16 protein-coding genes and 5 pseudogenes are annotated in these 21,124 nt (G+C 41.4%); 8 read left to right on the top strand and 13 right to left on the bottom strand.

Annotation, left to right across the window (positions count from 1 at the left end; all coding sequences use genetic code 11):
- Window positions 1-74: 74 nt before the first annotated feature.
- Window positions 75-1,328: pseudogene (locus NXS07_RS14950) on the top strand (MATE family efflux transporter); the annotation flags it as partial.
- Between the two features lie 74 nt (window positions 1,329-1,402).
- Here NXS07_RS14950 and NXS07_RS14945 read toward each other — a convergent pair.
- The 4 genes from NXS07_RS14945 to NXS07_RS14930 all read right to left on the bottom strand — a co-directional run bounded on the left by NXS07_RS14945 (window position 1,403) and on the right by NXS07_RS14930 (window position 4,479).
- Complete coding sequence (locus NXS07_RS14945) at window positions 1,403-2,062, bottom strand: DUF799 domain-containing protein (RefSeq protein ID WP_038196716.1); 660 nt, start codon at window positions 2,060-2,062, stop codon at window positions 1,403-1,405.
- Window positions 2,062-2,418, bottom strand: a complete 357-nt coding sequence (locus NXS07_RS14940; protein WP_258087046.1) for a DUF4810 domain-containing protein — start codon at window positions 2,416-2,418, stop codon at window positions 2,062-2,064. Before NXS07_RS14940 ends, NXS07_RS14945 begins: the two co-directional genes overlap by 1 nt.
- A gap of 21 nt (window positions 2,419-2,439) precedes the next feature.
- The gene (locus NXS07_RS14935; RefSeq protein WP_038196718.1) at window positions 2,440-3,111 is read right to left on the bottom strand and encodes a CsgG/HfaB family protein; all 672 of its coding nucleotides are present in this window, start codon (window positions 3,109-3,111) and stop codon (window positions 2,440-2,442) included.
- A gap of 321 nt (window positions 3,112-3,432) precedes the next feature.
- Window positions 3,433-4,479: a 3-oxoacyl-[acyl-carrier-protein] synthase III C-terminal domain-containing protein gene (locus NXS07_RS14930; protein WP_038196719.1), complete on the bottom strand. Its 1,047-nt coding sequence runs from the start codon at window positions 4,477-4,479 to the stop codon at window positions 3,433-3,435.
- 838 nt (window positions 4,480-5,317) lie between these two features.
- On the opposite strand from NXS07_RS14930, the gene NXS07_RS14925 reads away from it, so the two are divergent.
- Together NXS07_RS14925 and NXS07_RS14920 are read left to right on the top strand one after the other, a co-directional pair.
- Window positions 5,318-6,643 carry an SLC5/6 family protein gene (locus NXS07_RS14925; protein WP_038216194.1) on the top strand — a complete coding sequence of 442 codons (1,326 nt, stop codon included), beginning with the start codon at window positions 5,318-5,320 and terminating at the stop codon, window positions 6,641-6,643.
- 952 nt (window positions 6,644-7,595) lie between these two features.
- A pseudogene (locus NXS07_RS14920) lies at window positions 7,596-8,150 on the top strand (tyrosine-type DNA invertase); the annotation flags it as partial.
- A gap of 326 nt (window positions 8,151-8,476) precedes the next feature.
- Here NXS07_RS14920 and yjiA read toward each other — a convergent pair.
- From yjiA to map, 5 genes are all read right to left on the bottom strand, one after another.
- Window positions 8,477-9,430, bottom strand: a complete 954-nt coding sequence (gene yjiA / locus NXS07_RS14915) for a GTPase (RefSeq protein ID WP_038209838.1) — start codon at window positions 9,428-9,430, stop codon at window positions 8,477-8,479.
- A 61-nt stretch (window positions 9,431-9,491) separates the two neighbouring features.
- Window positions 9,492-9,695: a YbdD/YjiX family protein gene (locus tag NXS07_RS14910; protein WP_258087045.1), complete on the bottom strand. Its 204-nt coding sequence runs from the start codon at window positions 9,693-9,695 to the stop codon at window positions 9,492-9,494.
- Window positions 9,696-9,814: 119 nt separating this feature from the next.
- Entirely contained in the window at window positions 9,815-11,968 is a 2,154-nt protein-coding gene (locus tag NXS07_RS14905; RefSeq protein WP_038209839.1) for a carbon starvation CstA family protein, read from the bottom strand.
- A 254-nt stretch (window positions 11,969-12,222) separates the two neighbouring features.
- A complete protein-coding gene (locus tag NXS07_RS14900) occupies window positions 12,223-13,791 on the bottom strand; it encodes a phosphoethanolamine transferase (protein WP_258087044.1) in 1,569 nt (522 codons plus the stop codon).
- Window positions 13,792-14,123: 332 nt separating this feature from the next.
- Complete coding sequence (gene map / locus NXS07_RS14895) at window positions 14,124-14,930, bottom strand: type I methionyl aminopeptidase (RefSeq protein WP_258087043.1); 807 nt, start codon at window positions 14,928-14,930, stop codon at window positions 14,124-14,126.
- 246 nt (window positions 14,931-15,176) lie between these two features.
- Between map and NXS07_RS14890 the strand changes: the two genes are divergently transcribed.
- A complete protein-coding gene (locus NXS07_RS14890) occupies window positions 15,177-15,782 on the top strand; it encodes a plasmid pRiA4b ORF-3 family protein (RefSeq protein WP_038216208.1) in 606 nt (201 codons plus the stop codon).
- Between the two features lie 271 nt (window positions 15,783-16,053).
- Here the strand turns inward: NXS07_RS14890 and NXS07_RS14885 are convergent.
- The 3 genes and pseudogenes from NXS07_RS14885 to tnpA all read right to left on the bottom strand — a co-directional run bounded on the left by NXS07_RS14885 (window position 16,054) and on the right by tnpA (window position 18,359).
- Window positions 16,054-16,837 (bottom strand): annotated as a pseudogene (locus NXS07_RS14885) (nucleotidyl transferase AbiEii/AbiGii toxin family protein).
- Window positions 16,830-17,603, bottom strand: coding sequence for a type IV toxin-antitoxin system AbiEi family antitoxin (locus tag NXS07_RS14880; protein WP_038202374.1), 774 nt, complete (start codon window positions 17,601-17,603; stop codon window positions 16,830-16,832). The pseudogene NXS07_RS14885 and the gene NXS07_RS14880 overlap by 8 nt, the downstream one beginning before the upstream one ends.
- Window positions 17,604-17,930: 327 nt before the next feature.
- The gene (gene tnpA, locus NXS07_RS14875; protein ID WP_258087042.1) at window positions 17,931-18,359 is read right to left on the bottom strand and encodes an IS200/IS605 family transposase; all 429 of its coding nucleotides are present in this window, start codon (window positions 18,357-18,359) and stop codon (window positions 17,931-17,933) included.
- 303 nt (window positions 18,360-18,662) lie between these two features.
- On the opposite strand from tnpA, the gene cspE reads away from it, so the two are divergent.
- The gene (gene cspE, locus NXS07_RS14870; protein ID WP_012989909.1) at window positions 18,663-18,875 is read left to right on the top strand and encodes a transcription antiterminator/RNA stability regulator CspE; all 213 of its coding nucleotides are present in this window, start codon (window positions 18,663-18,665) and stop codon (window positions 18,873-18,875) included.
- Between the two features lie 311 nt (window positions 18,876-19,186).
- Here cspE and NXS07_RS14865 read toward each other — a convergent pair.
- Window positions 19,187-19,372: pseudogene (locus tag NXS07_RS14865) on the bottom strand (Fic family protein); the annotation flags it as partial.
- A gap of 153 nt (window positions 19,373-19,525) precedes the next feature.
- Here NXS07_RS14865 and NXS07_RS14860 point away from each other — a divergent pair.
- From NXS07_RS14860 to NXS07_RS14850, 3 genes and pseudogenes are all read left to right on the top strand, one after another.
- Complete coding sequence (locus tag NXS07_RS14860; RefSeq protein ID WP_438818392.1) at window positions 19,526-19,717, top strand: GFA family protein; 192 nt, start codon at window positions 19,526-19,528, stop codon at window positions 19,715-19,717.
- Between the two features lie 41 nt (window positions 19,718-19,758).
- Window positions 19,759-20,449 (top strand): annotated as a pseudogene (locus NXS07_RS14855) (IS1 family transposase).
- A gap of 24 nt (window positions 20,450-20,473) precedes the next feature.
- Complete coding sequence (locus NXS07_RS14850) at window positions 20,474-20,944, top strand: alkyl sulfatase C-terminal domain-containing protein (RefSeq protein WP_238126788.1); 471 nt, start codon at window positions 20,474-20,476, stop codon at window positions 20,942-20,944.
- Window positions 20,945-21,124: the final 180 nt, after the last annotated feature.

The following is a 21,124-nucleotide window of genomic DNA, read 5'->3' as shown; positions in this document are numbered from 1 at the left end:
CGATTTTGTTTTCTTTAGCAAAAACTTTGATCGTGCCTCAGGCACTTTAGTTCCCTTCTTAAGCAAATCTCAGGTTAATCAATACCTATATGGTCAGCCATATTTCTTCGGCTTACCTGGCTGCCATGGGGGGAGGCAATCTTGTTTTCGATCTCTGCATTACGATTTTCAATTTCATCAGTGTGGGTTGCAGTGTTGTAATCGCGCAATATCTTGGTTCAGGAAAACGGGATAAAGCCAGCCAAGCCATTCATATCTCCATTGCTTTCAATTTCGTACTGGGTCTTGGTTGTGCGCTGGTCACGGTTTTCTTCGGTTATAAGATCCTGCACATCATGAATTTGCCCGAAAACCTGATGGAAGATGGGGGCGCTTATCTGCGTGTTCTGGGTATCTGTCTGATTCCAGAAGCTATGTCGATTATTCTCGCTGCCTGTCTGCGGGTTTATGGTAAGTCGAAAGCAGCCATGTATGTCACTCTGATTGCCAACCTGCTCACCATTGTCGGCAATATGATTGTTCTGTATGGGTTCTTTGGATTGCCTAAATATGGGCTGGAAGGCGTGGCGTGGTCTACCGTGTTTGGCCGTACTGTCGCGATTATTTTACTCGGCGGGCTACTGTTTTATGGCTTGAAGATTAAGTTCAACCCCAGATTGCTCATACACTGGTCGAAAAATATGCTGGGCAAAATTCTGCATATCGGTTTGCCTGCTGCCGGTGAAAATCTGGTGTGGATACTGCAATATATGGCCGCACAGGCATTTATCGGTCTGATGGGTGAAACGTCTCTGGCTGCACAAACTATGTATTTCCAGTTATCGCTGTTCATTATGTTGTTCGGTATTTCCATCAGTATTGGCAATGAAATTATGGTTGGGTACCTTGTAGGCGCAAAACGCTTCGAAGATGCCTATATCCGCGGATTAAATAGCCTGAAAATCGGAGTTATCGTTACGTCTGGTGTCGTACTGGTTTTCTGGATGCTCCGGGAACCACTCCTCAACATGATGACGGAAGATAAAAAGATTATTGAGCTTCTGCTGCCTCTGTTCCTGTTATCGGTATTTCTGGAGCCAGGGCGCACCTTCAATATTGTGATGGTCAATGCCCTGCGCGCTTCCGGTGACGCCCGCTTCCCGCTCTACACTGCACTGATTTTCATGTGGTGTATCTCCATTCCTGTCGGCTATTTTCTGGGGATCGTGATGAATATGGGCATTCTGGGGATCTGGATTGGCTTCTTCTGCGATGAATGGATGCGAGGACTTGTGAACGCTTGGCGCTGGAAGTCCAAAAGGTGGCAATCCAAGCGATTGGATATTTGATATCTGAAATAGAGGTAAAAAATAAAAATGCCGCAGAGAATATCTGCGGCATTTTTATTCTGATGGTATAAAAATTATATTTTTTCTTTACCGTAGTGTTCCGAGCGCGGCCCATACAGCAATCGGCCATATTGACCCGCGCTTAACAGCCGATTACTGGTAATACCTGCAATATCATGGCCTCTGTCAGTGATCGTATTCGCGATTTGAGAAATAGCCGCAGAGACTAACATTCCTATCAGCCCACCACTGGAGTGATTATCATTTTCTGTTGAAGAGGCTGTCGCCGTACCACGCCACAGTTGCTTACCACTGCGTAGATCAACCAAACGGGCTGCTGCGCTGACACGAGTATCGCTACTAATAACTAGATATTGTGTACCGTATTGCGTGATATCCAGATAAAGCGCAGCATCTGCACCAAAAATGTCATGCAGCTTCTTATAGCTGATATTTTGGATATCCTGCGCTTCTGTCACACCATTCTGTCGGAATGTCTCTTCAACCACCGCAACCGGGAAAACGTAATATCCAGATTCAGCCAGTGGGTAAGTCACCTGAGAAATCAGGCTGCCACCAGCTTGTATTTCCACGGATTTGTTCACTGCGGGTAGCACTAGAATGGATTTAGGCTGACTTTCCCTTAGAGCCGTATAATCATAAGGCTTTTGTTGAACACATCCTGTCAGTGTCAGCAATAATAAAGCGGCAATAGCGCCCCAAAAACGGTTCATTATTTCACTCCCTTACTTTTGCTCAACAGAAAATCCATATAAGGTGCCGCTTCAGGGAATAAATTTTTCTCTATGGCAAACTGCTGAAAGGCCTCATCAATTTTGCCTGTTTGACTATAAAGCAACCCCATTTGAGCATGCAGGCCAGGAGGAACAGACTTATCTTTCGCTTTGGCTAATTCAATCACCTTCTGCAACGCCTGAATCTGCTCCTGTAGCCCCATTTTGTCCTGCTGATAGTATTGATAAACTGTTGGCTGGTAATCACCCCATTCGTAAATGGTCTTCGGCGCTTTGACACATCCCACCAACAATAATACCCATAACAATATCAAGGTCTTTTTCATCAAAAACATTAAACTATCTTCCCGATATAATTAGTTAACTGGCTTCCATGCGCCATTTTCAATACCTGCCACAAGGTCGTTGACTGCTTCACGAATCGCCAAATCCAATACTTTGCCATTCAGAGTTGAGTCGTAACCGGATGCACCGCCAAATCCAATAATTTCACGGCTGGATAATTTATATTCCCCTGCCCCTGCTGAGGAGAAGACGACTTCAGACGTTTCAACATTAACAACATTAAGCATCACTTTTGCATAGGCAACCTGTGATTTACCACGTCCCAAAATGCCCCATAATTGATGGTCACCCACTTCCTTACGGCCAAATTCGGTCACAGCACCCGTAATGACATAGTTAGCCCCTTTCAGCTTCTGGGCTTTACCCTGCAAACCGGCTTCCGCTTGCAATTCTGCCATGTTGGTACGCTCCAACACATTGAAGCGGCCGGTCTGCTGTAAATGCGTCACCAGCGTTGTTTTTGATTGATTGCCTAAACGATCAATGCCGTCAGAGAAAATGCCATTCTGATAGCTTGAGCGATTTTCAAATTTACCCACAGCGATAGGACTGCGGATACCTTGATAAATAGTGTTATACGAAGAGACTTTTTGAACCTGGAGAGTTGAAGAGGATTCTGTCGCACATCCTGCCAGCATAAGAGAAGCCAAACAAAGTGAAGCCAGAGTGAATTTACTTTTCATTATAATGTCTTCCTGAATCTGAATAAATTTTCAATTGAGCCTGTCAGATTACTTATACAGGCGGATACCGCTAACATAAAACGGCAAAATAATAGATATTGTTATAGGAAAAGTCTATTTAAATAGAAAATGAGCATAATGCTTATGAGTCGAATAAACTCATGGTATTGATAAAGTTGATTTCGACGGCAAGGAAACGAATCCTCGGTCACATAGTTAATTATGTGATCGAGGTGAGTGAGCGTAGTTAACAAAACTGCAACTTAAAAGACGAAGGGGATATATTCAGTCAGCAGTTAAAAAAATAAGACAAGAGGTTAATTATAATTTAAACGACATAGCGGAAAACACCATTCCACCACTGCCTGCCCATCCCATGCAGAGTTTATCTCTTTCGACCCGATCTTTCTCAAGAGCATCAGCGATGCCAAAAGGAATAGAAGCGGTAATAATGTTACCGGTTTTCTGGCCGATATTGTGCATTTTGTCAGCGGCATCGACGGCTTTACCAAAGCCATCCCACATATTTGGTGCACCTGTATGAATGAAAATCTTATGGATATCACTACTGGCAATATTATGCTGTTTGAATACCTTAGGCACTTCTTCTCCTGCATATTCATGGAGTGCCGCGGCATATGAATTGAACTGATATTTACCTCCCAGAGGGGAAATAAGCTCAATATCACTATCATTGCAAAACAATTCCCAATTAGGTAAAGAGATATTACATATGTCACTTAAATCGGGTCTGCTGATATAATCAAATTTAAAATTATCTGTATCTTCATTGCTCAATATGGTTACGGAAGCCGCTTCACCTATTGTAAAGCTAGGATATTTATAGGCCAATTCAGAAGCAGAATTCAAAGAAAAATTCTTTCTGAATGGACCGCCTTCAGACATGCCAAATTCCATATTAATAATAGCCGCATAACGTATTTCACCCGCCTTCATTTTACTATTAATGATATCCATTGCCGTTACCCAACCATTACAGGCATCAAGAACATCATAATTCCGGCAATTCAATCCTAACGCCTTTGCAATAAAAGTACTGTTTGCAGGCTCAGTGAAACCACGAGTGACGTTAGGATAAATCAATAGATCAATTTCGGATTTTCTGATATTCGCCTGTTTCAAAGCCTGTTCAAAAGCTTCTTTCATCAGACGCATCGGTTTTTCACCTTCACCCAGCCAATATCTGCTTTCAAGTCCTGTTTTATCCAGTAACCTTTGAATCGTTCTTAATGTTTTGGGCAAATCACCCTGGAAAGTTTCTTTTGAATTCTGTTCTATTAAATCAAGTACATCACTATTAGTTACGCATCGTGACGGTAATAAACCTGAAATTCCGATAATTTTCATTAAAACTCTCTATATATAATGTTACAAAAATTATTTCACTATGACACAAATTTCATCTGTGAAATTACATTTAATTAAAAATCTCATAAATCAAAAAAATAAATTTATTTATAATACAATGCAATCATACCTTATGGAGTTAATTTTAAAATGTGACAGTTCTAACAAAGTTCTATTTACAGTGAAACACAACCTATAACTTTTATATGTTCATTGACTTACAAAATTTAACACATTTCCAATTTTCAATTTAATAAAACCATTAAAATTAATATCATTATATTATCTAAAATAATAACATCAGTAATTAATAAAATGAATAATTATACTGAAGAATGATATTCCATTTAGAACTCAAAATTACAAGTTATTTGAGCACGAACAGAAAAATAGCCCAAACGACAGGCATTTTATTCGCTTGTTTTTCATCCTTAGTGTCTACGGGATAGCCGGAAAAAAATCTAGATTAATATGCTGAACTACCCCATAATATTAACAATAAAAAGGATTTAATACTGACAGGGTGTTTTGAGTAGGTGCAAACGTGATAAAGCACACAACTTTTCTCTCTAATTGTTTGAATTGTTAATATCACAAATAATCATAATACCTTATAGTGAAGATATAATAACTTTATTTATCATGATGATACAAATAAACCCGCGTTCTTTTTCTGTATGGTTTTCCTTTGCTATCTCCCATTGAAAAAAAATCCTTTAATATCCACACACGATAGTTCACTTACTTAATGAATGGTTATTTTGTGTTTATGTGATGCGTTTCTTTCTGTACCTGTTCAATACCTATTACAACACCAAAGATGTAAGCGAGAGCTATTATGAAAACAGCAACAAAAAACAATGAGGTCACGACCCATACCTCTCCGGCAGCCAAGCGCGCCAATATGACTGAAGTTGAATGGAAAAAAGCCATAAAATTCGACAGTACCGACACAGGTTGGATCATCATGAGTATTGGTATGGCAATCGGTGCCGGAATTGTTTTCCTGCCTGTTCAGGTCGGTTTGATGGGATTGTGGGTTTTCCTGTTATCTTCCATCATTGGCTATCCCGCCATGTATCTTTTTCAGCGATTATTCATCAATACCCTCGCGGAATCACCAGAATGTAAAGATTATCCCAGCGTGATCAGTGGCTATCTCGGCAAAAACTGGGGCATTTTGTTAGGTATTCTCTACTTTATCATGCTGGTGATCTGGATGTTTGTGTACTCGACTGCCATTACCAACGATAGCGCCTCTTATCTGCACACATTTGGGATTACCAGTGAGCTATTATCCAAAAATCCGTTTTATGGACTGATCTTAATTTGTATTCTGGTGGCGATTTCCTCCCGTGGAGAACAGTGGCTGTTCAAAATCTCCAGCCTGATGGTGCTGACAAAATTATTTGTTGTCGCCGCCTTGGGTCTTTCAATGATTGGGATGTGGCATCTGTACAATATCGGCGTGCTGCCACCTTTCGCCATACTGATCAAAAAAGCCATTATCACGTTACCCTTTACACTCACTTCCATCCTGTTTATCCAGACGCTAAGTCCAATGGTGATTTCTTACCGTAACCGCCAGCAAAATCGTGAAGTTGCGCGCTATAAAGCGCTCCGAGCCATGAATATGGCGTTTGGCGTCCTGTTTTGTACAGTATTTTTCTATGCCATCTCCTTTACTTTAGCAATGGGTCACGATGAAGCCATCAAAGCCTATGAACAGAATATTTCTGCACTAGCTATCGCTGCACAATTCTTCCCTGACGGCTGGGTAGTTACGGTCAGTGTTATTCTCAATATTTTTGCGGTAATGACTGCCTTTTTTGGTGTTTATCTCGGGTTTCGCGAAGCCAGCCAGGGAATTGCCATGAATATTCTCGGGCGCCTGATGCCCACTGAAAAGATCAATGAAAAATGGGTGCAAAAAGGCATTATGATTTTTGCCATCTTATTGGCATGGGGTGCCATTATCCTGAATGCGCCAGTCTTAAGTTTCACTTCTATCTGTAGCCCAATATTTGGTATCGTCGGTTGCCTGATCCCCTCTTATCTGGTCTACAAAGTACCCAGCCTCCATCATTACAAAGGCGCCTCGCTAATCCTAATTATCTTCACCGGGATTTTGTTATGTATTTCTCCTTTTCTAGCCTTTTCTTAACGTGAGAAAGGTGAATTACGATCAGTTTTGTCCACTCGCTCACCACGCGATGCAACAAACGGATACACAAATCATCGAAATTATGGTGTATAAGGCAAGGGTTGCCTGAATAAGCAAACACGCTAAAGACCTTTATTTTAAAAGGTCTTTAGCGTCAAAAAAATGATATTCGACAGTACATAATTCAAGAAATAATTATAATGATGATGATGAAATGATATTTCATTAATTATAATCCACACCTATTTTATTAAATCTCACGAGCCATATAGAATAAAAAAATAATCCCATTTAATTGGCAAATTAATAATTTCAATTAAAAATAATAACCATTAAAACTAATTTATCCTAAATTAGGGACTTTACTTTTCATTTAGTGCTAAATCCCTCTCTATTAGTAGCATCTGAGTACCACGTTGATTTTAAATTATCCCCACAAAAAATAGCATTAAAAACCAAATATAATAAAAAATACAAAATTTAATATTGCAAACTAGCTAACAAAAATGAGATGCGGGTGTTTTTTTGATCACCCAATAACTAATACTTTAACGCCTTAGTTAAATCATTTACTTTTTTCATCAAATGCAGTAAAAATACAATTTCATTACCCATAAAAGGAACATTGGAAGAATAAAAATCTAAAAATGAAATTAGACTAAATTTTTAGTCGCGAATTTTAATCAAACAATTTTTATTGTGGAATTATGCTTATGATTACCTCATTCTGTACACCAGGGTTACATAACACGTATTTATACAATTACAATCAATATTTTCATTAAAGATAAGACGAATAGAAGCTACAAATTTTTTTATTTACTGTTTTCCAATTAGATTAATCTGGTATTTTGCTAATCATGTTTAAAAATACTGATGGCTGGTTTTATTCGATTGGTTTAAATACCTTGCTATTTATAATTAATCTATCTGATGTCATAGGAATGATAATGTCATGAAGCAACGTAAATTTTTAACCCGATACGAAATAGACGCAATTTTGGAACAAACAAAACAAGGACGTCATGCAGAACGGGATTACTGCATGCTATTAATGTGTTTTATTCACGGGTTTAGGGTTAGTGAATTGTGTAATTTATGTTTATCCGACCTCGATTTAAATTCAGCAATTATTCATATCAGGCGGTTAAAAGGTGGGCTATCAACAACACACCCTCTGATTCCAAAAGAAATTGAAGCACTTAAAAAATGGCTTGATGTCCGCCAGAAATGGCGGGATGCCGATGCGCCGTGGGTGTTTCTTTCCCAAAAATCCGGCCCTATTTCACGCCAGCAAGTTTATGGGTTACTAAAGCGCTATGGGAAACAGGCGTCTGTCAGTGTTTCTCCACATCCGCATATGTTAAGGCATGCCTGCGGCTACGCACTGGCGGATCTTGGCCGTGATACACGTCTGATTCAAGATTATCTCGGGCATCGTAATATTTCACATACGGTGATTTACACCGCCAGTAATGTGAAACGTTTTTCCAGAATTTGGGAGTAGCATACGAAGTAAGCCTTTTATTTATCATTCCCGTTTTTCACTAACATGATCTGTTATTGCAACAATCTCCACCGGCTAACTTGTGGAGATTGCGGATGGATAATTCCTCCATAACATAAATAATGAATTGTCTTAAACATATGATAAATTCAATTTATGAATAGGTTTTATTCTTGTTGTTTTGTTTTTGTTAAAATATTACTTATATTTTTACAAGAAACCAAGACGAAAAGAGTGCATATATAATATAAATTTCTATTTAAATATGAGCAGCGGATTTTTATACAAACTATTTCACTGCTCAATAAAGAATAAAATATGATCAACTACAATTCCGCAAACTTTTCACGGATTTTCTGTTCAGGTAAATCCATGCCGATAAAAACCAGCACGCTGAGGCGTTCCTCGTTATCGTGCCAAGCTCTATCCCAGTCTGCGCTATATAGGCGTTGTACTCCCTGAAACAGTAATCGGTGTGGCTCTTCTTTAATAGCGAGAATACCTTTGTAACGCAGCAGATTGTTAGCGAAACTCAGCAGTAACTCTTCCATTAAGTCAGAAACCTCGGCCAACCCAACCGGATGCTTCAAGTTAACGACAATCGACTGGATGGTGTTCTGTTGTTTGGGAATAAACCGGAATACCGGGTTCGAAACCGTCAGCTTATCATTGAGCATGAAGCCTTCGATATCAAACAGCAAACTTAAGTCAGCCTCACCGTGAACCACTTTATGAATGGGAGCCTTGGCATTAATTCGCTGTAAACGTTCAAGCAGAGCATCATGCTCAGGGGCAACATCTGTTTTCGTCAGCAAAATTCTATCGGCATAACCCACCTGTGACTGCGCAATGGAAAAGCGATTAAGCTGCTGATCAGCATGCACCGCATCCACCAGTGTGATAATCCCATCCAGCAAAAAACGCTGGCACAGAATTTCATGGGAAAAGAAGGTCTGCGTAATAGGGCCGGGATCTGCCATACCTGTACATTCAATAATCAGACGGTCAAAATCGATCTGCCCTTTGTCAATTCCGTCCAGTAAATCCAGCAAGGCATCTTCAAGCTCACTTGAGCGACTACAACAGATGCAGCCGTTACTTAATGTCTTAATCTGGGTTGCCCTATCCCCAATTAATTCATGGTCAATGGGCACTTCACCAAACTCATTTTCGATAACGGCAATTTTATAACCATGTTCGGCATTGAGGATGTGACGCAATAACGTCGTTTTGCCCGATCCCAAAAAACCTGCCAGAATTGTGACTGATATGGGTTTCATTTTCGTTTCCTGTTTCACTGACAACGATTTTCTTTCTTTTGATCTTTTGCTCACTAAAACACTAACAGCAGCGCATTCCGCCTTTGCCATCACCACCATAGCGCGCATTCTGACGCTCACGGAAAAACTCTTCATAGGTCATGTAAGGTTTATCTGGGTGATTCTCCTTCATGTGCTGGACATAAGTGTCATAATCAGGAACGCCCACCAACATGCGAGCAGACTGCCCCAAATATTTACCCGCCTTGCCAAGATTACCAAACATACTGTTCTCCAAAGAAAAATACCCCACATAATACAAAGGCGATTATGCGGGGTATCGCTATTACAGTATAGCCGTTACCGATGAAGCCTTACTTGGCTGGCATCAGTCTGAGTATCATATCAGTGCGTAGAAGAAACTTTTACCCCACCTTCAGGAACAGGAACATAAGGCGTTTCGTTATCTGTACGCGCTGGGTTTTTGCTCGCTTTTATCGCGGTTTTGATGCCATAGATAATGATGCTATAGACCACCACAAGGAACAGGATACTTAAGCCCGCATTGGTATAGTTATTCACGACAATGTGATTCATATTACTGATTTGCTGGGCTGTCAGTTCTGCCCCGCCTTCAGCGATACGCTGTTTATATTCTTTCGCCAGGAAGAAGAAACCTTCCAGTCGTGGGTCGTCGCTGAATAATTTCAGCCCCAGTGCCCATGTCGTACAGATTAGCAACCAGATTGCAGGAATAACAGTCACCCAGATGTACTTGGCGCGTTTCATTTTGATCAGCACGACAGTTCCCAGTACCAGCGCAGCCGCTGCCAGCATCTGGTTCGAAATCCCAAACAGTGGCCACAGGCTCTTAACACCACCCAATGGGTCAACCACACCTTGATACAGCAGATAGCCCCATAAGCCGACACAGCCCGCAGTACCGATGATGCCGGCAACCAGAGAATCCGTTTTTTTCAGGAATGGAACAAAGTTCCCCAGTAAATCCTGCAACATAAAACGACCGGAGCGCGTACCTGCATCCAGTGCAGTCAGAATGAACAACGCTTCAAACAGAATGCCGAAGTGATACCAGAATCCCATGTTTGCCGCTGGAATAATCTGGTGGAATACGTAAGCAATTCCCACCGCCAATGTTGGTGCTCCCCCGGCACGGTTCAACACAGATGGCTCACCAATGTCTTTCGCCGTTTGCAGAATTTGCTCGGGTGAAATAACAAAGCCCCATGAGCTTACAGTCGCGGCTGCATGGGCTGTCACCTCTTGCAGTGATGCCATGATCATCGGCGCTTCTGCCGTTCCCAGATTATGCAGATCAGGCATAGTAATGCCCAAAGCCGCCGGAGGCGTATTCATGGCAAAATACAAACCCGGCTCGATAATGGATGCAGCAACCAGCGCCATGATCGCAACAAACGATTCCATCAACATCGCACCATAACCAATAAAACGGGCATCTTTTTCGTTTGCCAGCAATTTAGGGGTAGTACCGGAAGCGATCAGTGCATGGAAGCCAGATACCGCACCACAAGCAATGGTAATGAACAGGAATGGGAACAGCGTGCCTTTCCAGACTGGTCCGGTACCATCAACGAATTGCGTCACGGCCGGCATTTTCAGATCAGGATTCAGGATCACGATCCCAATCGCAAGACCGACGATCACCCCGATTTTCAGGAAAGTAGCCAGATAATCACGTGGAGCCAAAATCAGCCAGACTGGCAGTAATGCGGAAACAAACGCATATCCAATCAGTGTGTAAGTGATGGTGGTATCTTTAAAGGTCAGTGCAGGCCCCCAGTAAGGATCAGCCGCAACAACCCCCCCAAACCAGATTACAGCAACCAGCATGAGAACCCCGATCACGGAGACTTCACCCACACGCCCCGGACGGATATATCGCATGTAGATCCCCATGAAAAGCGCAATCGGTACAGTGGAGCAAACGGTAAATACGCCCCACGGACTTTCCGCCAGTGCTTTCACGACGATCAGAGCCAGCACCGCCAGAATGATAATCATGATCAAGAAGCAACCAAACAGGGCAATCGTCCCCGGAACCTGTCCCATTTCTTCTTTAATGATTTCACCCAGTGATGCCCCATTGCGGCGGGAAGAGATGAACAGCACCATAAAATCTTGTACTGCCCCAGCAAGCACAACCCCTGCCAGCAGCCACAACGTCCCCGGCAGATAACCGACCTGTGCCGCCAATACCGGCCCCACCAATGGCCCCGCTCCCGCAATAGCCGCAAAGTGATGGCCAAACAGGACATTTTTGTTAGTCGGTACGTAGTTCAATCCATCATTATTGACGACCGCAGGTGTTGCCCGTGTCGCATCCAGCTTCATCACCTTAGTGGCGATATAAAGGCTGTAATATCGATAAGCCACAAGATAAACCGCCACGGAAGCAACGATTATCCATAAGGCACTAACATGTTCTCCCCGACGCAGCGCAACGACCCCAAGGCAGAATGCGCCAATTATCCCCAATATCATCCAGGGGATATGTTTTAAAAATTTATTATTGTTCATAAAACACCCTTTTTAAGGTAAGACGAACAGCAAGTCATGATTTAATCTTTCACTTCCCTCTTTATAAGCCAGCTATCTGATAGCCAGAGGGAAGCTATACTCCTCGCCACACTGCACTATGATATGAAACTTTCACCCACGAAATCAGGAGGATCTGAGCCAGCGGTTGAATACCGTATTAAACGGTCAGAATCCTCTAATCAGTGGTTCGGGTACGGGTGCAATGGGTGACGTTTTGTGAGTTAATTCACTGTTCATAAACCAAAATGAATGGTGTCGTTATTCAGGCGATTAAAGTCCATATGTTTACCATCAAATGAAATGACAGTATGTTGATTCTGGCATTTTTGATTGGAAAACCAATCACACTCTGAGACCAGCCGAGGCTCTTCAATTCCTAACCATAGAGATAACATGGGCAAAAGATGCAGGCCGCTGCGCTGGGTGTCTATTTTATTTCTGGCGGAATAGTCATAAGAGGTAATAATAAAAGGAACTTGATAATTCTGTTGATTTTCATCGCCATGAGTCAAGTTCTCGTTATCCGTTCCTTTATGCACAAAAGACAACCCATGATCGGCAAAATAAAGCATTGTCCAGTTCAACTGGTTTTGATTGGCAATGTTTTCTATTTCAGCCAGCAGGCTATCGGTATTATGGATACTCTGTACATAGCATGAGATATTTTTGGAATGGAAATCAGTACCGTACTGGTTATTGGTTCTGGCACAGGGCTGCGGATGCGAACCCATCAAATGGATGACAACCAGTTTTTTCTTTTTATCATGCTGATCATTCTTCAGTGCGTTGCGGATATAAGGTAATAAATTTTCATCCGGCATATAGCTCCTGTCATCTGAGCTACCTTCTTTCAAGAACATCGAATGTTTAGCCTGTTGGCCGATCATTGCCACAGGAGAATCAAACCCTCCCTTCATCCCTTGATTAGAAAGCCAGTAAGTTTCAAACCCCGCTTTATTTGCCAGCGTGACAACACTGTTATTCAAATTAATCCCATTCGACTGACGGATCGCCAGAGAATTCGTCAGTGATAGCTGGGTTGATGGTGCGGCAGAAATATAGTGGGTTAACAGGGTTGCATTCGCATTATCCAGCCACGGTGTATTTTTATCGGGGAAACCATAAGCGCCCAGAAAATCTTTTCGGACACTTTCACCAATCACCATAATATAAGTGTCGTATTTTTCTTCTTTGACTACGGGCTGCCAATCATCCTGAAGTTTGATAATTTTGGCGAAACGGCTATTTTCAGACATCACTTTAGTGTAATTCTGGTAAGCATCACTGAAAAAGCGGACTTCAGGTAAACTGGTATTCAAAAGCTCCGTACCGTTTTCAAAACCAGATTTAATATATCCTTTGGCTGGCGACCAAAATGCAGGAATAAAGAACAGAAAAAATAACCATTTTTTATTTTTTCCTGATAAGTTTACATTTAGCCTGAATGAGAACATCATCAAGGCAAAAATACCCATCACGGTTAAGTAAGTTGAAACAGGAAATCCACTGATATATTCCAACGTTTCATTCTGGTTTGTGTAAAGCAGTGAGCCTACCGCATTAATATCTGGAAAACCGTAATTCAGGCCAACCGGCGCGTACAGTATTGCCACAAGGGAAAAAAAAGTAATCAAAAAGAGATATACACGCTTACTGACCGCCGCCAGCAATAAGAATAAGGCAAAGGCACTGAAGACATATATCAGCTTCAATTGATACCCAAGGCATTGATGTATAAGAAAAATAAGAAAAAATAGCGCAACAAAACAAGATGCCTTCTTGTTTTTATCAAAAAAAGACATAAATTTCCTGTGATTTTAGATAGCCGTAGATAAATTTTTGCTAGCGTCAATCATTTTGACTCCAAACCCTATCCATTTATTGCGAGATCATTCAGGATAAAACGATAACAAAAAGAAGTCGTTGAAAATGAAAACCCGACAAAAATCACGGACACTACCATTCATCACTTATTGATTTTTGCCAGACGATAAAATTAGCTCGATTTTACTACAGTCTTCAATGCGAAAAAAATGATATTTTTCACAAAGGAATAAATTCTCTTTTTCAAAGAGAATTTATTAACAGAAAAACAGTTAACTTAACAAAATAACAATATCTATATTCAATAGATTTACTGGTTGATGCTCATATAGCGTTTAAAAACTTCACGTTCTTCGTCTCGCAGAGTCAACACCTTGAAACCATCACGGGTAACCAAAATGGTATGTTCAAATTGAGCCGACAACCGATGATCCTTGGTCATCACTGTCCAGCCATCCTTATGCTGTTTGATCCCCTTTTTCCCCTGATTAATCATTGGCTCAATCGTAAACGTCATGCCTTCTTCCAGCACAACTCCCTCACCCACGCTGCCATAATGCAGAACTTGAGGCTCCTCATGCATATTACGGCCGATGCCATGACCACAGTATTCACGCACAACACTGTAATTATTCGCCTCAGCATGCTGCTGTATCGTATGACCGATATCCCCCAAGGTGATACCAGGCTTCACAAGCTTAATGGCTTTATATAGGCACTCTTGTGTTACCTCCACCAAGCGTTTGGCATGAGAAGGCACGTCACCAACACAAAACGTAATACTGCTGTCGCCATAATAACCCTCTTTTTTGACAGTCACATCCACGTTAACAATATCCCCATTCTTCAGTTTTTTATCTGACGGCCATCCATGACAAACCACATGATTAACCGAAGTATTGGCTGTATAGGGGAAACCATACTGTCCAAGACTACCCGGTATCGCATCAAGAGTTTTGACAATGTAATCATGACAAAATGCATCAATTTCAAGGGTTGTCACTCCCGGCACAATAACGGGACGAACAGCTTCAAGTACCAGCCCTGTTAAACGCCCAGCCACTTCCATCCGTTTTATTTCTTCTTCATTTTTTATCAATATTTTGCTATTTGCCATTTATTTTACCCAACGCTAAATTATTCAGATCCGGTGTCTTTTCTGCCAATATATTCATAGCAGAAGCTATTGATGATAAAGGATGTCAGCAAAACAATGTTGCTAAAAAATCAACTAAATAGCAGACAGCTAATTTTATCAGTATAAAAATCGTTTGAATTTTAATCCGGATCACTTCATATCGTAACGGAAATATGCGAATATTTAGCTCTTTCCCATCAATTCATCAACTCATAGAGGTGATAAATGGAAAAGTTCTATCAGTTAAAAATTATGCTTACTGAAACCGAACCGGTTATATGGCGTCGCTTTGTTGTTCCATCCAATATTTCATTGGATCGTTTGCACGATGTGATACAAGCTGTGATGGGTTGGGAAGACAGTCACTTACATGAGTTCATTTTTAGCGCCAAACGCTTTACCGAAATGCCGGAAGAAATGGAGAATGGTCAGGAAGAAGGAAGATTCAAACTGGATTCACTGATCAAACGCAAGGGCAGCAAATTTGCTTATCTTTATGATTTTGGTGACAGTTGGGAGCATGAGATTGTACTGGAAAACAGTAACTATTCTCCCGAAAAGTTGCCGATGCCTATTTTCTGCCTTGAAGGTGAACAAGCCTGCCCACCAGAAGATTCCGGTGGGGTATATGGCTATATGGAACTACTTAGTATTCTTAAAGATCCCACTCATGAAGACTATCAGGACATGTTTGAATGGGTTAATGGCGAAGCTGATATTTCCCCTGATAACGTTTTTTCCCCTGAGAAATTTGATGTAGAAGAAATTAATAATAGACTGGCCTTATATTATCGCTGGTCAAGGGATCGTTACTTATCGATGTTTGAGTGAGTGTTTTACCGACTTTTGCTCGTTTCTCTAAAAGAACGTAGCAAAAGTCTTGCATTCATTGCAAAATATGTGCGATCAGCTTCGCAAACATATTCTATTATCAATTGATTAAGTATATTTTCTATATATACCTTAATAATTTTTTACTGGTATTTATCTTAGGTCATTATAGAGTGATAGATATCTATCGGCCACATAGTAATAGCTAAAATAAAGATATAGATATAGATATAGATATAGATATAGATATAGATATAGATAAATTTATAAACTATCCCATCCAATCGATCAGTACTTTCTCAAGTTTCTCCAGCGCCTGAATATGTTTCTCTTCAGGTATACGGCCAATGTTGTGTAACTTCCATTTTTACTGCGGGTAAATGCTGAATTTGGTTCTCAGGAACAAGTTGCCAATCCGGCTCACCGCTTTTGAAGGACATTAGGAAATCAAAATCCTGCTGAGTGAATTGCGACTTGAGGGCAGAAATCATCAATTCAGGTACAACATTGAGTTCTTCCAGCGATACGTTATCAAATGTCATTCCGCTAAACTCATGAGCATAAAGATCGCGTGGATGCTGACGGTCTAATGCAGCACACAGTTTGCCACCATAAAGATCAGCCATTGAGACAACCTGAATAGTGGCAAAACCAAACTCGTCTTCTACCGCCTCAGTAACATCAAGATCCTGGGAAGGATATAGCGTTCCACGCGCCACGGGTGAAACCTCAATCTTTATTTGTGCCTCTTGAGAAGAGACAATAATGCGCATCTCATCATGGTTATTCGTTTGCAGTATTGCCGAAACACCCACTTGTTGTTGGAGCAACCCAGTGATACGGGTTAAAGCAGCCCGAACATTAGCCAAAGCTACGTCCCTGCTTTCCAGTGGTACATAGACCAAATCAATGTCAACCGACAAACGAGGAAAATCACGCACAAACAGATTAATTGCCGTCCCACCCTTTAGCGCAAAACAGCGCTCCGATGCCACCACAAGGAGTGCGCTTATGAGTAATGCAACTTGTCGGTAGTACGGCGAATATTTATCCATGTAATAACCCATGGCTCACAAATTTTTCAGGAACGGTGATTTGGTATTTCCTATCTAACTTACCACCAGACACAATCTGCCGCTTCCCTGCTCCTAAATCAATGTTGGTTTGATCTAAACGCTTAGCCCATGCATGAGCATAATAATCAGCCAGAAACAGATAAAGACGATTAGTTTGCACCGCTCGGCTAGATTGCAACAGCGCTTCTACTTTACGGGGGCTCAGATTCACTAGCCCTTGAAAAAGTTCGGCGGCGTGTTCAAACGAAAGTATCCCTGGTACAGCATTGGCAATCTCATAAGCTGCCAACTCAGGCACACTCGTTCTTAGCTGTTCCCCCTTGATTTCTACCTCTGTCAGGTATTTTTCATCATGTTTAGCGAGCTTCTGATTAGAAAGTAAAAGCCACTCGATATTGGGGAATTCTTTGAACCACTTTGGCAACGCAGCTTTATCTTGCACATAGAGCCAAATGGCTTGTTGCTTGAACTGAAGATAATGAGAGCGCCCCTGATATCCCAAGCTGGTAAGCCCCGCCAGATGTACTGGGAAACCAAGCTGGTTTTGCAAGCACAACACCACATCCCACCACTCAGGATCACGCCCAGCCCGCACGTACACCCCGGTTCGTAATTTTTGTAACCAGTTACTATGCATGTACTTATTCGCTAGCGAGGGACTGATACCGTGTTTTGTCAGCCAGGATTGCAACACCAGAGAGCCCGGCGCAGTATTTTGCAAAAGCCAGTTTAATTTTGATGACATAGATTCACCCTTGGTGTAACAATATCACAAATAGTAAACTAAAAGATTGATGGTATGTCAATTTTAAAGACAATCTATCCAGCTACTACTGGATATGAAGAGCATAAAAATCGATGGTCACCCCTTTTTTGCAACACTAATTTTGATGAATGGGTACTCTGTTGAAAGTCAACCTCCATGGTAAGCGCCGTGCCCCAGTGCATGCAGTCACCGAGAAGGTATGGTGATAAATAGACGAGAAAATATTACTCAACAACCACCTACTAAAGTCGGTGGGTTAATGATTAACGGACTGAAAGTCCGGATACGCATCGGCTGAACGATGCGTCAATTGTCCATTCTGAACTTATCATCCGGATTCGGTTCAAAATGATGTGCCAGATAACCCTTTATCATTTCTTCCGTTAACTGGCCCACCGTGGTACAAAAATAGCCTCTGCCCCAAAAATGTCGACCCCAGTAGCGCTTTTTCAGATGCGAAAACTCTTCAAACAACTTATTCGCTGTCCTTCCCTTCAGTCTCCTCATGATTTCTGAGGGCGCCAAGGTTGGGGGACTACTCACCAGTATATGAACGTGATCTTGACTCACTACACCTTCTAATATCCTGATTTCAAATGCTTCACATGTCTGACGAACTAACTTTCGCACGCGTAGAGCAACTTCACCTGTCAACACTTTGTATCTGTACTTAGTTACCCACACAAAATGATATTCAATCTGAAATACCGTGTGGCTGTCATATCTGTAATCCATATTGCACCTCTCGTGCAACGCAGTATCGCAGCTAAAGCTGACCGACTAAAGTCGGTGGTTTTAACCTTTCATATGGAAAAATAAAAATTAATTCTTGCTAAATAAATCATTACGTGGCTATTATAGTCAATCGGTTTGGAACACAGACCTTATGAAAGCAGTTTTAGTAAAGCAGTCCTCAGTTCAAGCGTTATCCATAGATATCCTTCTTCATGAGCCTCCTCCTAAGTGCCCAATAAGTAAATCTCTGCAAAACAGGCCATGTTCGCCACATAAAGTGGCTCAAAATTAAAGGAAATATCTATGTCTAATAAAATGACTGGTTTAGTAAAATGGTTTGATGCTGGTAAAGGTTTTGGTTTTATCTCTCCGGAGGATGGCAGCAAAGATGTATTCGTACATTTCTCAGCGATCCAAGGTAACGATTTTAAAACCTTAGACGAGGGGCAAAAAGTGGAATTCTCCATTGAGAGTGGCGCTAAAGGCCCGTCTGCTGCCAATGTTATCGCGCTTTAACGGCCGATAAGTTCGCTAAAGCTTACAATAGCGATGAGGGCAATAGCCTGAGCAGTTAAGCTGTAGTGATAAAAAAACCCGCTTTCGTGAAGCGGGTTTTTTCGTATAGGGTCTCTAGATGAATGTTACCAATCAGAAACTATCTGAATTGTACAGTTGCTTGAGGGAAAATAAGAAGCCCAAAAGAGCAAATCTAATCATAGTGAAAAACATTAGACCAACAACTAGTTTCCAACCAACCCCCCCCGCTGTCAAGTCATCCTGAGAAACGTGAATAGAAATTTAGCATTAATTTTCGCATCAGGAAAACAAATTTCAGTTAATCGATGACTCTGCCAGTTCAGTAATTTTTCATAGGCCAATATCGCATTGCGTACTTCCTGATTAGGCGAAGAATGCTCCGCTTGTGCTGACCAACGCCCTCATAATTCGCCGATTTCAACCACCCGATTGAGTATGGCCGGAGTAATAGTGTAAGGAAGTCGGTAATCAGGCATGATAATTTCCTCTTAAATCGACTCGGATTAAAATAATACCTATATTTCTACGCAGTACTTTATATATTGAGCAGAATAAAGGTACAAGTTCGCTATTTTTCTTTGTCTGAATAAAAATAATACAAGCAGAAGTACAACATCGCGTAAGGAGTAATGATGAGCCAGAAAGAATATAAAGGTGGATGTTTATGTGGCAATATCAAGTTCATTGCTACCGGAATCCCCGACTTTCCTCACACCTGCTCGTGTACTATGTGCCAAAGACATTCTGGCGCATTGACACTCTGCTGGGTTGAATTTCCAAAAGAGGCGGTTCAATGGATTGGCGGGTCATGTATTAAATAGTTAGTTGCTGTGATATGCTTCCGGCTTTTTAAGGATGAAGCATGGCTAAAGTTGATGTCTATTGCCGTTATTGTCACCAATCAGAATAGGTCAAAGGACATGGAAAAGGAAATGGCGGACATCCTCGTTATCGCTGCTATATCTGCTGTAAGGTCTTTCAGTTAGAATACACCTACCAAGCCTGCAAACCCGGTGTTAAAAAGCAGATTATCGATATCGCGATGAATAACGGAGGAATTCGTGACACCGCCCGCCTCCTGAAAGTCGCTACAGCAACCGTCATGAAAACATTAAAAAACTCAGACCCCGAAATGTAACGACACTTCCCCTTGATGGAAAGAACATTCAGCTTATCTGCGAAATAGACGAGCAAGGGTCGTTTGTGGGGAACAAGAAAAATCAACGCTGGCTTTGGTATGCTTGGGAACCCCGGCTGAAGCGAATACTAGCCCATGTTTCGATCGCAGTAGAAAAACGTTAGACAAGCTCCTTGCCCTCTTATCGCCCTTTGATATTCGGTTTTATTGCACGGATGATTATGTTGTTTATGACAGCCTTCCCGAGAAAGAGCGCCTGACTGGAAAGACGTTTACTCAGCGTATAGAGAGAACGAACTTAACGCATCGTACCCGAATCAAAAGGTTGAATAGAAAAACCATCGGTTATTCAAAGTCGGCGGAAATGCACGATAAAGTGATAGGAACTTTTATTGAACGTGAACATTATTTTTAACACCAAGATCTAACTATTTAATACATGACCGGATATCAAGCTGAATCAGCGTCGGCCAGAAACTTTTATCTGACTGGGACCAAAGAGTTACGCGAGGGGATCAAAGCCACAGTAACCCCGAAAACAGTATCACCTGATATGATCAAGGGCATGACGCTTCCAATGTTCTTCGATTTCTTAGCCATTCATTTGAATGGACCCAAAGTAGGCGACCACCATTACGCCTTCAACTTGATTTTCCCAGATGTCGGTGAGAAATATACTTTAACTGTGAAAAACGGTGTCATGAATTACCTGCCTGGAACCGCTGAAAAAGTTGACAGCACGATCATACTTGATCGTAAAACGCTGGATAAAGTGGCGCTGGGAGAACTTACGCTGGATGAATTGCTTGAAAGCGGACAAGCTCAAATCGATGGACAAAAAGGAAAGTTCAAAGAAATGTTATCTTATATGGATAATTTTTATTTCTGGTTCCCTATTTCCGAACCGTAATGAAGTAAAAAGGCCCTAATGGGCCTTTTCATTATATTTTGGCATAGCACTGCTTTAACTCATCACTTTACTAATAATGGTGAGCAGTCAAGGATAGCAAAGCCTGTTAAGTTAATCAATGAAATTATCTGCACTTTTGTTATAGTCGGTAATACAATACACTGACTTACCGCGTCCACT

The organism is Xenorhabdus bovienii, assembly GCF_024721015.1.
Classification (GTDB): Bacteria; Pseudomonadota; Gammaproteobacteria; order Enterobacterales; family Enterobacteriaceae; genus Xenorhabdus; species Xenorhabdus bovienii.
The sequence above is the reverse complement of the archived record's forward strand: the minus strand, read 5'-3'. Positions and strand labels throughout refer to the sequence as shown.

Bases quoted from the DNA above. Each gene is read 5' to 3' on its own strand.
- NXS07_RS14940 (WP_258087046.1), bottom strand. From the start codon at position 2,418: ATGTTTTTGATGAAAAAGACCTTGATATTGTTATGGGTATTATTGTTG.
- NXS07_RS14905 (WP_038209839.1), bottom strand. From the start codon at position 11,968: ATGAACAATAATAAATTTTTAAAACATATCCCCTGGATGATATTGGGG.
- NXS07_RS14850 (WP_238126788.1), top strand. From the start codon at position 20,474: ATGACCGGATATCAAGCTGAATCAGCGTCGGCCAGAAACTTTTATCTG.
- cspE (WP_012989909.1), top strand. From the start codon at position 18,663: ATGTCTAATAAAATGACTGGTTTAGTAAAATGGTTTGATGCTGGTAAA.
- NXS07_RS14880 (WP_038202374.1), bottom strand. From the start codon at position 17,603: ATGTCATCAAAATTAAACTGGCTTTTGCAAAATACTGCGCCGGGCTCT.
- NXS07_RS14935 (WP_038196718.1), bottom strand. From the start codon at position 3,111: ATGAAAAGTAAATTCACTCTGGCTTCACTTTGTTTGGCTTCTCTTATG.
- NXS07_RS14930 (WP_038196719.1), bottom strand. From the start codon at position 4,479: ATGAAAATTATCGGAATTTCAGGTTTATTACCGTCACGATGCGTAACT.
- tnpA (WP_258087042.1), bottom strand. From the start codon at position 18,359: ATGGATTACAGATATGACAGCCACACGGTATTTCAGATTGAATATCAT.
- NXS07_RS14900 (WP_258087044.1), bottom strand. From the start codon at position 13,791: ATGTCTTTTTTTGATAAAAACAAGAAGGCATCTTGTTTTGTTGCGCTA.
- yjiA (WP_038209838.1), bottom strand. From the start codon at position 9,430: ATGAAACCCATATCAGTCACAATTCTGGCAGGTTTTTTGGGATCGGGC.
- map (WP_258087043.1), bottom strand. From the start codon at position 14,930: ATGGCAAATAGCAAAATATTGATAAAAAATGAAGAAGAAATAAAACGG.
- NXS07_RS14890 (WP_038216208.1), top strand. From the start codon at position 15,177: ATGGAAAAGTTCTATCAGTTAAAAATTATGCTTACTGAAACCGAACCG.
- NXS07_RS14860 (WP_438818392.1), top strand. From the start codon at position 19,526: ATGATGAGCCAGAAAGAATATAAAGGTGGATGTTTATGTGGCAATATC.
- NXS07_RS14910 (WP_258087045.1), bottom strand. From the start codon at position 9,695: ATGTTTGGTAATCTTGGCAAGGCGGGTAAATATTTGGGGCAGTCTGCT.
- NXS07_RS14925 (WP_038216194.1), top strand. From the start codon at position 5,318: ATGAAAACAGCAACAAAAAACAATGAGGTCACGACCCATACCTCTCCG.
- NXS07_RS14945 (WP_038196716.1), bottom strand. From the start codon at position 2,062: ATGAACCGTTTTTGGGGCGCTATTGCCGCTTTATTATTGCTGACACTG.